Here is an 11,946-nt window from a genome sequence, read left to right as displayed (position 1 = left end):
TAAACTGGGGGCATGAAGATGCCCCCGGTTGATAGTAGGAATGCATTAGATGAACTACAGACCATATTTTATACCCATTGCGCTACTGTGTTTGTTGATAATGCTGGGTATGGCAAGCACTTACTGGTTTAAGCAACAGGTTCCAAAAAGAAACTACCAGCCAATCGATACTGGTATCACTTCGGCTGACGAAGATATAACGTTTGTTGAGTCGAATGTAGATGATACTTTGTCTACTAATCGACTTAAAGAATCCAGTAACTTGGCTATCCCGGTTAGAGAATACCAAGTCCATGGATCCCTGACAGGTTCTTCAATTGCGGGCCAGTTAGCAATGGACTCGAATGGAGAACTGATTGTCGATCAGAATGTAAGATTTGTATTTGAATATTTTCTTAGCACCCTTGGTGAACAATCGTTAGAAAGCATACGAGAAGAAGTAATTTCTTTAGCTACTTTGGAGTTGTCTGCAACCGCTAGAACACAGCTTATGGCGTTATATGATCGTTTTATTGCCTATGAAGAAAATAAACCTCAGGGTATTCATTCCTCCGGCCAATTTAAATTTGAACATTCTGATTTTCAATCCATCTATGATCACCTAATGGAATTGCAGGAGAGTCGCAGAGAGTTTTTGGGAGAAGAGGTGGCCGTTGCTTTTTTTGAACAAGAAGAATTGCGTGACCGATATTATATTGGTAAAAAAGTGATAGAGACTAATCCTGCATTTTCTGATTATGAAAAACAACAACAGCTCACTGAACTTCAACGTTCATTACCTAGGGATTATCAGGAAAAATTGAATCGTATTGAGCAGTTCAAGCAAGTGGAGGTGGAAGTAAATTATGCCAGGGAACAAGGTGCTGATAAAGACTTGATTTACCACCTTAGAGCCGATGTTTATGGCCATAAAGCTGCACTTAGAATTCAAGACGCGGAAGCAGCATCGGATAATTGGCGAACACGTTATGACGCTTACAGTAATGCAAAGAAAGTACTTTCTTCCGATCAGTCCTTAACCGATAGAGAATTGAGCCGAGCCATTGAAAATCTTCGTAAAACTCACTTTTCTGATAGGGAGATTCGGGAGGTTGTTCGTATTGATAGGATCGAGAATTCATAGAGCAGAATGCACTTCCTTTTGCATAAATCCTGAATCCATCCAAGCTATTGAATCCCCAGTTGTAATTCCATTTCCAATCGATCATCGATTTCACGGATTACGGTTCGGCCTTCTCCGGTCAGTTCCAGGTTTTGTTGTTGGGCTGTTTGATACAGTTGTTGCCAGGCTGTATCTGTGTTGTGTTGTTGCGGATCGAGTCTAAGCGTCAGGCATTTGAATTCCGGTACTTTTTCGATTTTGAAGCGCCCTCGGCGTGAGACCGGTCCGGAAATGGGGTAGCCGAGTTGAAGGCTGATTGATTTGCTATCTGGAGTTGGCATTGGATCAAATATCAGTGTTAACGGCCCTTCAAGGGTGACTTTGGCGCGTCGTATGGCGTTGGTTGCAAGGTGAGTGGCTTTGTTTTTAATGTCGGTTTCTAGTGAGGTCTTGGCAAATTCATATGGGTTGTACAAGTAGGTCATTCTAGGGATCGTTTTCGAAGTGACTTCCAAGGACGTGGCAAAAGCTTGAAAACTCAAGCTGACAAGCAAAAATCCCAGGCACCAACGGGGCAGGGGATAGCTTGATATTGCAGATCGTGATGTAACTTTCAGCATCTTTTTTTTCAACATATTATTCAGCGACCTCGACTCAATTGGGGGCGTGTCCTTAGGGAGCATTATCTGACGTACTTGTAATAGACGTGGGTAGGTAACCTTTAAAAAAACAGTCAACCAGCGTATCGGCTTGTTCAGCGAGGGAATAGCTTTCCGGGTGAGATAACCAGGTCTGAGCCAGTCCCATCAGGTAAGATGATATTGCAGAGGCCATCATGGGGACTGGCGCATCCGAGTGAATTTCATTTGGTTTTTTCGGCTTCTTCTTTCGTTTTTCGAGCCATAGGCCTGTTGGGTTCACTTTTCTTAGTTGATTAGGAAAGGATCTGTCCGTAGGTTTAATTTACATACAAGCATGAATGTATGTAAATTAAAAAATGATAAAAAGTTTAATTTATTTGTGTAAGTGTGAAATTTTGCGTGAAAGTTAAACCGGAAACGTTAACAGACCCCAGGTCGCGATATTCAATCTGTTGGGTGTCTATCCGCTATCAGGACTTAAAATAGATGCTGAAAAGTGCCCCACCCAAGCTGGATTCGGAAATGGTTAATCGACCAGTGTAGGTATCGATGATGTCGTCTACCACTGCTAATCCGATGCCTTGTCCATGGTTTTGGGTGTCGAGTCGGGTGCCGCGTTGCAGGATGGTGCTGCGCCGGTCTTCGGGGATGCCGGGGCCATCGTCTTCTATTTTCAGGCAGACCTGCTGTTTGGCATCCAGCGCCAAGGTGACTGCGATTTTGCTGTGACCGTATTTGTAGGCGTTGTCGAGTAAATTGCCGATGACTTCGGTGAGGTCGCGGTCATCAAACGGGATGCGCAAACTGGGGTCAACTTCCTGGGTGAGTGTCATCTTTTTATCGATATAGACTTTGTCCATCACATTGATCAAACGGTTCAGGGTGGATGCGATATCGATGCGTTCCATCAGGTGGTGCGCGGAAGAGGTTACGGCCCGTTGTAACTGGTATTCCACCAGACGATTCATGGTTTCCACTTGTTCGGAGAGCAATGCTCTTTGTTGCTCCAAGGCGCTTGGATCATTGTTCTTCTCGGCTAAATCATTGGCGACACTGCGGACGATTGTGAGCGGGGTTTTCAGGCTGTGGGCGAGGTTGCCGAGGGTATTTCGATAGCGCTCCCGCTGATTTTTTTCAGTGTCCAGCAGGGTATTCAGGTTTTGTACGACCGGGTCGATTTCCTTGGGGTATTGGTGGGCGAGTTGCCGGATATTTCCCTGTTCCAGTTCGTGAATTTCTGCGGCTAACTGGGCGAGTGGTCGTAAGCCCCAACTGATGGATAATGTAAAAAACGCGACCAGACACAGGGCGATCACAGCCGTGGCAATCCAGAGGGATTGGTTGTAAGTCTTCACGGCCTGATTGAATTCAGCGGCATCACTCACGACGATAAACTCCAACCAGATATCCCGGCCATCAAATTCCCAGATGCTGGCGAATGAAGAACCAAGGTGTTGGCTTGCCAGCGTTTCCAGACTGAGAACGCCTGCTTCAGCAGCAGGGGGAGGGAGCTGAAGATAGCCCGGTAAGATGGTTGTGGATTTAGAGCGCCAGAGGATTTCGCCCTGTTTATCACGAATCAGCGCGTAAAGCCCGGACGCAGGTGAGTTGAATGCGGTGTCTTGCAGGTAATCGGGCATGCTGAGCTGACCACCCGATAATTCTGTTGTGGTCATCAAATTGATGGTGTGTAACCTTAGCTTTTCTTTTTCACCGGCCCTGAGGCTTTGCTCGTGGATACTGGACAGGACGATCCCCATTGCCCCCAGCACCAGAGGGATCAGAATCAGGCTGCTAATCAGGAAACGGGAACGTATGGAACCCATGGATCAGACCGATTCTTCAGCGGGTGGTGAAAACCGATACCCCTGACCCCGAATCGTTACAATCGGACAGTTGTATTCCGGTGTACTCAGTTTTTTACGCAATCGGCCTACAAACACTTCGATCACATTGCTGTCCCGGTCATAATCCTGGGCATAAAGGTGTTCGGTGAGTTCCGTTTTGGAAATAACTTTAGAGCGATTTAACGCCAGATACTCCAGGGTGTTGTATTCATAAGCCGTTAACTCAACGGCTTTCCCTTCAAGCATCACTGACTTTTCGGTCAGATTAAGCTGCAGCGGGCCAAACTCCAATTGTGGTTGGCTCGCACCGGAGTAACGGCGGATTAACGCGCGAGCACGGGCCAGCATTTCTTCTACATGAAACGGCTTGACAAGGTAATCATCAGCACCGGCCTCCAGACCATCCACTTTGTCTGTCCAGTCGCCGCGGGCGGTCAAAATCAGAATGGGGTATCGCTTTTGCTCTGATCGCAGTTTCTGGATGACTTCAATGCCTGTCATCTTCGGGAGGCCTATATCGATAATCGCCAAGTCATAGTCGTATTCCTGGCCATAGTAGAGACCTTGTTCACCATCGGCGGCGCTGTCGACGGCATATTGCTGCTTGACCAGAATCTCTTCCAATTGCTGGCGTAACACGGCGTCATCTTCGATTATTAGCACTTTCATTTCAGTCGATACTCATCCAATTTTTTCTCAGCTGTTTTTTTGCGCTGATTTTTAACGCAGTTATCAGATGCCTATGCCTTGCGCGTTAACGTCGTTTACCCAAAGACATTCTTCGGCCATTCTGTGCATTGACGAACACGGACTTGACGCGGCCATTGCGTTTCAGGATTTTAACCCGGTAGCCGGGCACGCCGTCGAGATCAACTCGCTCGATTAAGAGGATTTTGTCTTCCGCGTTGTCCTTGGCGATATCGGCCGCTTCGCGCTCGGATACCTGGTCTGCCTGAGCGAGAAACTGAATGGTTTCGGGACTGCGGGGGGCACTATGAGCGATGTTTACACCAATACCGCCAAAGAGTACAAAGATCAGGAGAGTATACAGATGTGGCCTGATGTGCACCCCGTGCAGGGGGGCTGACATTGTCTTTTGTCGTGGCTGACTCAGTTGTTGGCTCTCAATAAGGTGATGCCTCTGAGTAAGGTGATGCCTCTCAATAAGGTGATGCCTCATAGTCACTCTCGTCGTCTTGATTCTTTTTCTTCCGGTGATTGCTGCTCGCAATCGGAATCGATCAACGAACAGGGCTCACAGAAACTCTCACCGGGATACGTTTTCCGGGATGCTCCGCCATCCGGGTTTGATACACTTCGCCGTGATAGCGGTACCATACATCATAACCCACTACGCTTTCAGTATATTCTTTCTCATAGTAGGTCTCACAACGCTGTTCGTCACGATAGTGCGTGGTAGACCGATTATTTGTGTAGTGGCGGTTGGATAAATCATGACCGATTGATGCACCCAGTACCGCACCCACGGCAGTACCCACTTGCTTGTTGCGTTTTTTATGGCCGACTGCGTGACCCACCGCACCACCGATAATTCCGCCTAAAATGGTGCCGGTATAGGAGCGGTTATCGCGTGCGGGTTCCTCGTAGCGCACCCGCTCGGTCCAGCATTCTTCGTGAGGTACTCGCGTTACGATGGTCTCTGTCACTGGTTTCACGTTGGTCACTTTGGCGTACGTGATATGTCGATCTTTATGGCCAGCCCAGGCACTTGGCGCAGTAACCAAAGTGAACGCCAGTAAGGTCGTGGCCAGCTTAGGACCGTATTTATGGGGTCTTTTAGCTTCGGCCCGCATGACGGGTAACGTGTTGGTTGTTTCGTCGGTATGAGTCGAAATTGTTTTCAGATTGTCCATGTCGTAAGCCTCTTGTTCTGTTTTGCTATGGTTACAGCATACAAAAGTCAAACTGAATGAATCCTGAATGAATGGAGATGAAAAAACCGGATCTGGAGTGATCCGGCTTATATCAGCACAGTCGAGCCCGATGGGACTTAAAGCTCAAAATCAGTATCGAGTTTTTTCGCGACCATCTGGTTTTGCAATTGCACGTAATCCGGCAAGCCATTTTTGTAGGGCGGGTAGTTTTCTCCGAGTGTCAACGGCATGAGGTATTCCCGACACTCATCCGTAATGCCGAAGCCATCATCCGAGATGTAATGGATTGGCATTTTCTTCTCCTGGTTTGCCACCTGACTCAGTGGCGCTTCGCCAATGCTCCAGCTGTAGGTTTCACCAGGATTCCGGACAATGATAGGCATCACTGCATTTTTACCGGCCAGAGCGAATTCAACGGCGGATTTCCCGACGGCATAAGCGTGATCAACGTCGGTGGCAGAGGCAACGTGACGGGCAGAGCGTTGCAAGTAATCGGAGGTCGCCCAGTGATATTTATAGCCCAGGGCCTCTTTGATCATATTGGCCAGCATGGGCGCGACACCGCCTAATTGTGTGTGACCAAACACATCTGTGGTGCCGGCATCGGCGAGGAAGCGGCCATCTTCATACTGTGCGCCCTCGGATGCAACAATACAGCAGAAGCCATATTTTTTGACACTCTCGTCTACTTTCTTTAGAAAGCGGGTACGGTCAAAGTGGATTTCAGGGAAAATGATCACGTGTGGCGGCTGGCCTTCCTGTTCGGCTGCCAGTCCTCCGGCTGCCGCGATCCAGCCTGCATGTCGGCCCATGACTTCCAGGACAAACACCTTGGTTGATGACGCGCACATTGAGGCGATGTCCAGCCCGGCTTCACGAATCGACACCGCAACATATTTGGCAACGGAGCCAAAGCCAGGGCAGTTGTCTGTGAATGGCAGGTCGTTATCAACCGTTTTGGGCACACCAATACAGGTGATGGGATAGCCCATTTTTTCACTCAGTTGGGAGACTTTGTATGCGGTATCCTGTGAGTCGCCACCACCGTTGTAGAAAAAATAACCGATATCGTGTGCCTGAAACACCTCGATCAATCGCTCGTATTCACGCTTGTTTTCAGTCATGTTCTTCAGTTTATAGCGACAAGAGCCAAACGCCCCGCCGGGAGTGTGCTTCAGAGCACTTATGGTCGCATCGGATTCCAGGCTGGTATCAATCAGCTCTTCCCGTAGCGCGCCAATAATGCCATTATGGCCTGCATATACTTTTCCGATTCGATCAGCGTTAGCTCTGGCGGTCTCGATCAGGCCGCAGGCTGTTGCATTGATCACTGCGGTAACACCGCCGGACTGAGCATAGAATGCATTTTTGATTGCCATCGTCACAACTTGCCTCTTGTTCACTAAAAATAGCCGCGCATAATACGCGAATTCGAGTCGAAAAACAGTACACACCCAAACCAACATAGTACGAAAGAGTCAATAATGCATATACACATTCTGGGGATTTGCGGCACCTTTATGGGTAGCCTGGCCGTGTTGGCTAAACAAATGGGATTCGAAGTAACCGGGTCTGATCAGGGCGTCTATCCACCCATGAGTACTCAGCTCGAGAGCCAGGGAATCAAACTTATGCAAGGCTATGATCCCAAGCACTTGCAGCCACACCCGGATATGGTCGTCATTGGCAACGCCATGTCCCGGGGCAATCCTGCAGTAGAATATGTGTTGAATCAGGGGCTGGATTATGTTTCGGGCCCGGAATGGCTAGCCCGTTACGTTCTTCGTGAGCGCTGGACCCTTGCAGTCGCCGGAACCCACGGTAAAACAACCACCAGCACCATGTTGGCCTGGATTCTGGACTATGCCGGCATGGCACCCGGATTTTTGATTGGCGGTGTACCGCAAAACTTTTCAGCCTCGGCTCGACTGGGGGAATCATCGTTCTTTGTGGTCGAAGCGGACGAGTACGACAGTGCATTTTTCGACAAACGCTCAAAGTTTGTCCATTATCGGCCACGAACGCTGATCATTAATAATGTTGAGTTTGATCATGCTGATATTTTCCCGGATCTGGACGCGATTCAAACCCAGTTTCATCATTGTGTCCGGACTGTTCCCGGGATCGGCCAGGTGATTTATCCCGCCCATGATGCGCATATTCAAGCTGTTCTGGATAAAGGTTGCTGGGCGGAGCAACAACCCTTTGTTGTGGAATCAGAAAGCGAAAGCGGGGACTGGAACGCTCAATTGCTGCAACCGGATGGCAGCCATTTCCTCGTCAGTACTGGAGACTGCATGGCGAAGACTCATGAAGTGGAAGTGCGCTGGGGAATGACCGGTTTGCATAATGTCAGCAATGGTATCGCGGCGATGATGGCAGCGTGTCACGTCGGGATTATGCCTGAAGTTGCGGCGCAGGCATTGTGTGCTTTCGGCGGGGTAAAACGGCGTATGGAGCTATTGTCTCAAGCCGGCGGTTTGTTTCTTTATGATGATTTTGCCCATCACCCAACCGCGATAAAGACCACGCTGGACGGTTTGCGCAAGCGCGTGGGGGAGAGCCGAATCGTTGCCTTGATTGAACCCCGCTCCAACACCATGAAAATGGGGGTTCATCAAACCTCTCTATTGCCTTCTGCCGAACAGGCTGATCATGTTATTTGGGCAAATCTGGGTGGATTGGGCTGGCTGGAAAAGTCGGTAGCTCAGGTTGAGTCCGGTCAGCATGAACTGGGACAAAATATTGACGAGCTGTTGGCGCTCACCGAAAACGCCGTTCGAATGTTTCGCGAGCAAGATCCGGAAAAAGAAGTGCATGTTGTTGTGATGAGCAATGGCGGGTTCGGCGGAATCCATGAAAAACTAAGCCAGCAAATTTCAAAGTGGGCCTGATCGTCTCCGGCTGTGTCGTATTGTCTTTATCTGTGGTTGCAGTCCGTCTGGACTGTGACCGAGTCTTGAAAAATGAAATTTTTGCCGAAATGCGGCTGTATCCTGTCAATCTGACCAATAACCCCTGTTATGATCCCGCGTAGCCTGAAATTATTGTGTACGCCGGTGCCAAAGTCTGCGCCTCGGTTTTCAGGGTGTACCGATAAGTATTCTTAGAAAAAATGTTACCAGATGACCAGGAATAAATTTCATGACGAATCGATCCTCAAAGAGAGTGAGCGGCTTCCAGGCAATGCTCGCGGCAATAATGTTGTTCCCTGTTTTGGTTTTTGCGGCTGATGCCACTTTGCGAGATCGCATTTATGACCAGTCCTTGCCGATTCAGGAGCGCATTGCGGCCATGCAGGCGTTCACGGGTCTGAAGCCCGATGCCGACCGGGTTTATCGTATCTGTATCTGGGATATTTTTGGCCGATCCGGCCCTATTTTCGCGGCCGCCCAGCAGCAGCGCACCAAGATCATGAAGTACGGAATCAATGTTGAAATGGTGGCTTACACCAGTGAGTCGATCATGGTGGAAGAGTTAAAATCCGGTACCTGTGATGCAGCATTAATGAGTGGCTTGCGCGCACGGCTGTTCAACAAATACACCGGGACACTGGATTCCATTGGTGGCTTCCCGGAGCGAAATCAAATGCGTCTGGCGCTGCAATTAATGGCAGATCCACGCAGTGCAGAGCGTATGGTCAGTGGTGAGTATGTGGTGATGGGCATTGCACCGGGTGGCGCGGCCCATGTGTTTGTCAATGACCGCAGTATTAATACCCTGGCAAAAGCCTCGGGTAAACGAGTTGTGGTGCTGGATTATGATCCAACACAAGCGCGCATGATCGCAGGGGTAGGGGCCACGCCGGTGGTTGCCGATATCGTGAATGCGCCAAACATGTTTAACACTGGTGTTGTGGATGTGCTCGCTGCACCCTTGGCGGGTTATGAAGTATTGGAACTGTACAAAGGGCTGTCGCCCGATGGCGGGATTATCGATCTTCCCTTGACCCACATTACCATGCAACTGATTGGCCGAACGGAGATCGTGCCCAACGAGCTCGCGCAATTTGTTCGGGAAGCATTTTTTGAAGGGTTTGATCAAATTATCAGCCGCGTTGAGGTGGAAGAGAAGCGGGTACCCGAAAAATGGTGGATCAGTATTCCCGATCCAGACCGGGTTGAGTATGAAAAAATGATGCAACAGGCCCGTTTACAACTGCGAGATGAGGGCTATTACAGCGGGGAAATGCTGACCTTGCAGCGTAAAATCCGCTGTCGCACCGATAGCAGCCGAGAAGAATGCACCAATCCGGTTGAGTAAATTATGACAGTTCGAACTGAAGCCCTTGTTGCTGCCCAGGGAAGGGGGCTCAGTCGCTGGGTATCCGGGCTACCCATGCTAACCATCCTCCTGCTGACGTTAATGGCGTCAGTGGGTGAGACGCTACACTCGCGATTGCTTGAAATTGGTGGGGCAACCTGGCCAGAGTATTTTAACTTGCGAGTCCTTGACCATGTTCAGGCACCGACTTGTAATGCCACTCCAGACCTTGAAAGTGCAATCGACAAAGCGGTAAAACAACGCCAGGCGGAAATGGCTAATGACCCGTTCGCAGATGTGTTTGGTGGTGCCATTGATCGCTCGGAAATAGCCTCGTCCATAGAAGCGCAAGCGGCAGCCTGTGCTGCGCAATGGCAGAATTGGGAGCATATTCAATCACTGGATACACCTGCTGTTCGTGCTTTTGCAACCTTTGAGACGGGATTATCTCAAGGCGTGGTTCTGGTCACGGGTAATCGGCGAGTCCTGCTGGGGTTGATGTTGTTATTCTGTGCCGCTGCAGCGACGTTGCGCCGCCAGCATATTGCACTGAGACCGGTTGAAACCCAGCGTGATGATCTGGTTGCAACCGTTACACAGTTGCTGGCAAACGGCATTTTGACTTTTTCCGCGTTGCTTTATCGACAGCAGGAGTTAGCCCAGGCTGAAGCGGGTATGCCGCTGGCCCATCTGTTTATGCATGATGTGTGGGTGACCGGGTTTGGTGCGCTGACACTGATTTCCGCCTGGCAGTTACGACAGACCCGAACCGATTTGCCTGCAGGCGGACGCTGGGGGCGGTCTTTGTTGAGTATCCCGCTGTACAGCTTTATGTGTCTTACTGCTGCAGCTCAATTTGCCTGGCATGGTTTTTACCACGGTATTGCGGTTTATCTGAATATGATGGCGGAGCTCTCGGCGCTGTTTCTGAGCTTGGGTTTGTATGTCTGGGTGGGGATGCTGCTGGCAAGAACCCATCTACCGCAAAAAGTATTTGCCCTGATCCGGCCCTGGGAATTACCGCCGAAGTGGTTGGGGGTTGTGGTATTGCTCTTGACGGCATTGCCGACGGCCTACAGTGGTGCGTCCGGTATCTTTATACTTGCCGCGGGGATGACGCTGTACCGTGAACTGCGGCGTGCCGGGACCTCAGAGCAACTCGCATTGGCGACAACGGCCATATCCGGCTCTATGGGTACCATGCTGCGACCTTGTTTGCTGGTCGTCATTGTAGCGACATTGAATAACAGTGTGACCACTGATGAGCTGTTTGCCGCAGGAGCACGGGTTTTATTGTTGACAGCGTTCCTGTACACCGTCTATGTGCTGTTCCTGGGCGGCAAATCCACATTAAAAGTTGCATCACCCCGAGTCGCAATACCGGGTATGTTAAAGGCGCTGCTCCCGCTGCTGCCCTACATTGCCTGTTTTGTCGTTGTGATTATGGCATGGGAGTTTCTGCTCGGTCGGGGGCTGGATGAATTTTCCGCACCCGCGATTTTGCCAATTGTGATGTTGATGATACTGGCGATGGAACGTTTTCTGTTGAAAGAGCATGACCCTGAGCACGAAGCGGAAGAATCAGCGCCTCGCGGATTTGGCCCTGCCGTCATGCGGGCCACCGATGATTCCACAGCTCTGATTGGTGCGCTGCTTATGCTGATGGCGTTGTCTGTCAGCATGGGGGGATTAATAGAGCGTTCCGGATTGCTGGAACTGTTCCCCCATGATCTAGGCTCGGTTTGGTTAACGCTGGCCCTGCTGATGGGGATGCTGGTGATTATCGGCATGATTATGGACCCCTATGGTGCAGTCTTGCTCGTTAACGCCACACTGGCCCCGATTGCCTTGGAAAATGGCATTAATCCGCTGCATTTCTGGGTGATGACCGTTCTGGCCTTTGAAATGGGGTACCTGACGCCACCGGTTGCACTCAACCACTTGTTGACCCGGCAAGTGGTTGGAATGCCGACAGAATGGGAAAGTTTGCACGGTACTTTCTGGCAACGCAATTTCCGTTACATTCTGCCGGTACTGGTGATGGGGACCGCGTTGCTAATCGTGACCTTTACCCCGGAGGCATCGAGTTGGGCTTATAGTTTTTTATTGGGCGCACCGGCGCCAATGTAAGCTATCCAGCCGGGCCTGATCGGGCCCGGCATTTTCTTTCTTTCCTGAAAATCTGCTATTTGCCATGT

The 11,946-nt window shown here is 50.0% G+C and carries 11 protein-coding genes; 4 read left to right on the top strand and 7 right to left on the bottom strand.

Translation table 11 applies throughout. The annotated features are described in order from the left end of the window. Positions 1-49: 49 nt before the first annotated feature. A complete protein-coding gene (locus tag OLMES_RS20240; RefSeq protein ID WP_087462932.1) occupies positions 50-1,123 on the top strand; it encodes a lipase secretion chaperone in 1,074 nt (357 codons plus the stop codon). Positions 1,124-1,167: 44 nt separating this feature from the next. On the opposite strand, the gene OLMES_RS20235 is transcribed toward OLMES_RS20240, so the two are convergent. The 7 genes from OLMES_RS20235 to OLMES_RS20205 all read right to left on the bottom strand — a co-directional run bounded on the left by OLMES_RS20235 (position 1,168) and on the right by OLMES_RS20205 (position 6,864). Further along, positions 1,168-1,737 carry a hypothetical protein gene (locus tag OLMES_RS20235; RefSeq protein ID WP_087462931.1) on the bottom strand — a complete coding sequence of 190 codons (570 nt, stop codon included), beginning with the start codon at positions 1,735-1,737 and terminating at the stop codon, positions 1,168-1,170. A 37-nt stretch (positions 1,738-1,774) separates the two neighbouring features. Continuing rightward, positions 1,775-1,936: a hypothetical protein gene (locus OLMES_RS29055; RefSeq protein WP_408635160.1), complete on the bottom strand. Its 162-nt coding sequence runs from the start codon at positions 1,934-1,936 to the stop codon at positions 1,775-1,777. A 277-nt stretch (positions 1,937-2,213) separates the two neighbouring features. Next, positions 2,214-3,569 (bottom strand): ATP-binding protein, encoded by a 1,356-nt coding sequence (locus tag OLMES_RS20225; RefSeq protein ID WP_087462929.1) that lies wholly within the window; start codon positions 3,567-3,569, stop codon positions 2,214-2,216. 3 nt (positions 3,570-3,572) lie between these two features. Further along, positions 3,573-4,259, bottom strand: coding sequence for a response regulator transcription factor (locus tag OLMES_RS20220; RefSeq protein WP_087462928.1), 687 nt, complete (start codon positions 4,257-4,259; stop codon positions 3,573-3,575). An 85-nt stretch (positions 4,260-4,344) separates the two neighbouring features. Next, positions 4,345-4,680, bottom strand: a complete 336-nt coding sequence (locus OLMES_RS20215) for a PepSY domain-containing protein (RefSeq protein ID WP_087462927.1) — start codon at positions 4,678-4,680, stop codon at positions 4,345-4,347. Between the two features lie 151 nt (positions 4,681-4,831). Further along, a complete protein-coding gene (locus OLMES_RS20210) occupies positions 4,832-5,464 on the bottom strand; it encodes a glycine zipper 2TM domain-containing protein (RefSeq protein ID WP_232465156.1) in 633 nt (210 codons plus the stop codon). Positions 5,465-5,601: 137 nt separating this feature from the next. Continuing rightward, positions 5,602-6,864 (bottom strand): 6-phosphofructokinase, encoded by a 1,263-nt coding sequence (locus OLMES_RS20205; protein WP_087462926.1) that lies wholly within the window; start codon positions 6,862-6,864, stop codon positions 5,602-5,604. A 105-nt stretch (positions 6,865-6,969) separates the two neighbouring features. Between OLMES_RS20205 and mpl the strand changes: the two genes are divergently transcribed. The 3 genes from mpl (at position 6,970) to OLMES_RS20190 (ending at position 11,878) form a co-directional block, all read left to right on the top strand. Further along, positions 6,970-8,379 (top strand): UDP-N-acetylmuramate:L-alanyl-gamma-D-glutamyl-meso-diaminopimelate ligase, encoded by a 1,410-nt coding sequence (mpl, locus tag OLMES_RS20200; RefSeq protein WP_087462925.1) that lies wholly within the window; start codon positions 6,970-6,972, stop codon positions 8,377-8,379. A 250-nt stretch (positions 8,380-8,629) separates the two neighbouring features. Next, entirely contained in the window at positions 8,630-9,748 is a 1,119-nt protein-coding gene (locus OLMES_RS20195; protein ID WP_087462924.1) for a putative solute-binding protein, read from the top strand. A gap of 3 nt (positions 9,749-9,751) precedes the next feature. Continuing rightward, on the top strand, positions 9,752-11,878 hold the full coding sequence (locus OLMES_RS20190) for a TRAP transporter large permease subunit (RefSeq protein WP_087462923.1): 2,127 nt from the start codon (positions 9,752-9,754) through the stop codon (positions 11,876-11,878). Positions 11,879-11,946: the final 68 nt, after the last annotated feature.

The sequence above is a fragment of the Oleiphilus messinensis genome (assembly GCF_002162375.1).
In the GTDB taxonomy this organism is placed as follows: domain Bacteria; phylum Pseudomonadota; class Gammaproteobacteria; order Pseudomonadales; family Oleiphilaceae; genus Oleiphilus; species Oleiphilus messinensis.
The sequence above is the reverse complement of the archived record's forward strand: the minus strand, read 5'-3'. Positions and strand labels throughout refer to the sequence as shown.

Excerpts from the sequence above, each read along its gene's own strand:
- OLMES_RS20190 (WP_087462923.1), top strand. The coding sequence starts at position 9,752 with ATGACAGTTCGAACTGAAGCCCTTGTTGCTGCCCAGGGAAGGGGGCTC.
- mpl (WP_087462925.1), top strand. The coding sequence starts at position 6,970 with ATGCATATACACATTCTGGGGATTTGCGGCACCTTTATGGGTAGCCTG.
- OLMES_RS20210 (WP_232465156.1), bottom strand. The coding sequence starts at position 5,464 with ATGGACAATCTGAAAACAATTTCGACTCATACCGACGAAACAACCAAC.
- OLMES_RS20205 (WP_087462926.1), bottom strand. The coding sequence starts at position 6,864 with ATGGCAATCAAAAATGCATTCTATGCTCAGTCCGGCGGTGTTACCGCA.
- OLMES_RS29055 (WP_408635160.1), bottom strand. The coding sequence starts at position 1,936 with ATGGCCTCTGCAATATCATCTTACCTGATGGGACTGGCTCAGACCTGG.
- OLMES_RS20235 (WP_087462931.1), bottom strand. The coding sequence starts at position 1,737 with ATGTTGAAAAAAAAGATGCTGAAAGTTACATCACGATCTGCAATATCA.
- OLMES_RS20220 (WP_087462928.1), bottom strand. The coding sequence starts at position 4,259 with ATGAAAGTGCTAATAATCGAAGATGACGCCGTGTTACGCCAGCAATTG.
- OLMES_RS20225 (WP_087462929.1), bottom strand. The coding sequence starts at position 3,569 with ATGGGTTCCATACGTTCCCGTTTCCTGATTAGCAGCCTGATTCTGATC.
- OLMES_RS20240 (WP_087462932.1), top strand. The coding sequence starts at position 50 with ATGAACTACAGACCATATTTTATACCCATTGCGCTACTGTGTTTGTTG.
- OLMES_RS20215 (WP_087462927.1), bottom strand. The coding sequence starts at position 4,680 with ATGTCAGCCCCCCTGCACGGGGTGCACATCAGGCCACATCTGTATACT.
- OLMES_RS20195 (WP_087462924.1), top strand. The coding sequence starts at position 8,630 with ATGACGAATCGATCCTCAAAGAGAGTGAGCGGCTTCCAGGCAATGCTC.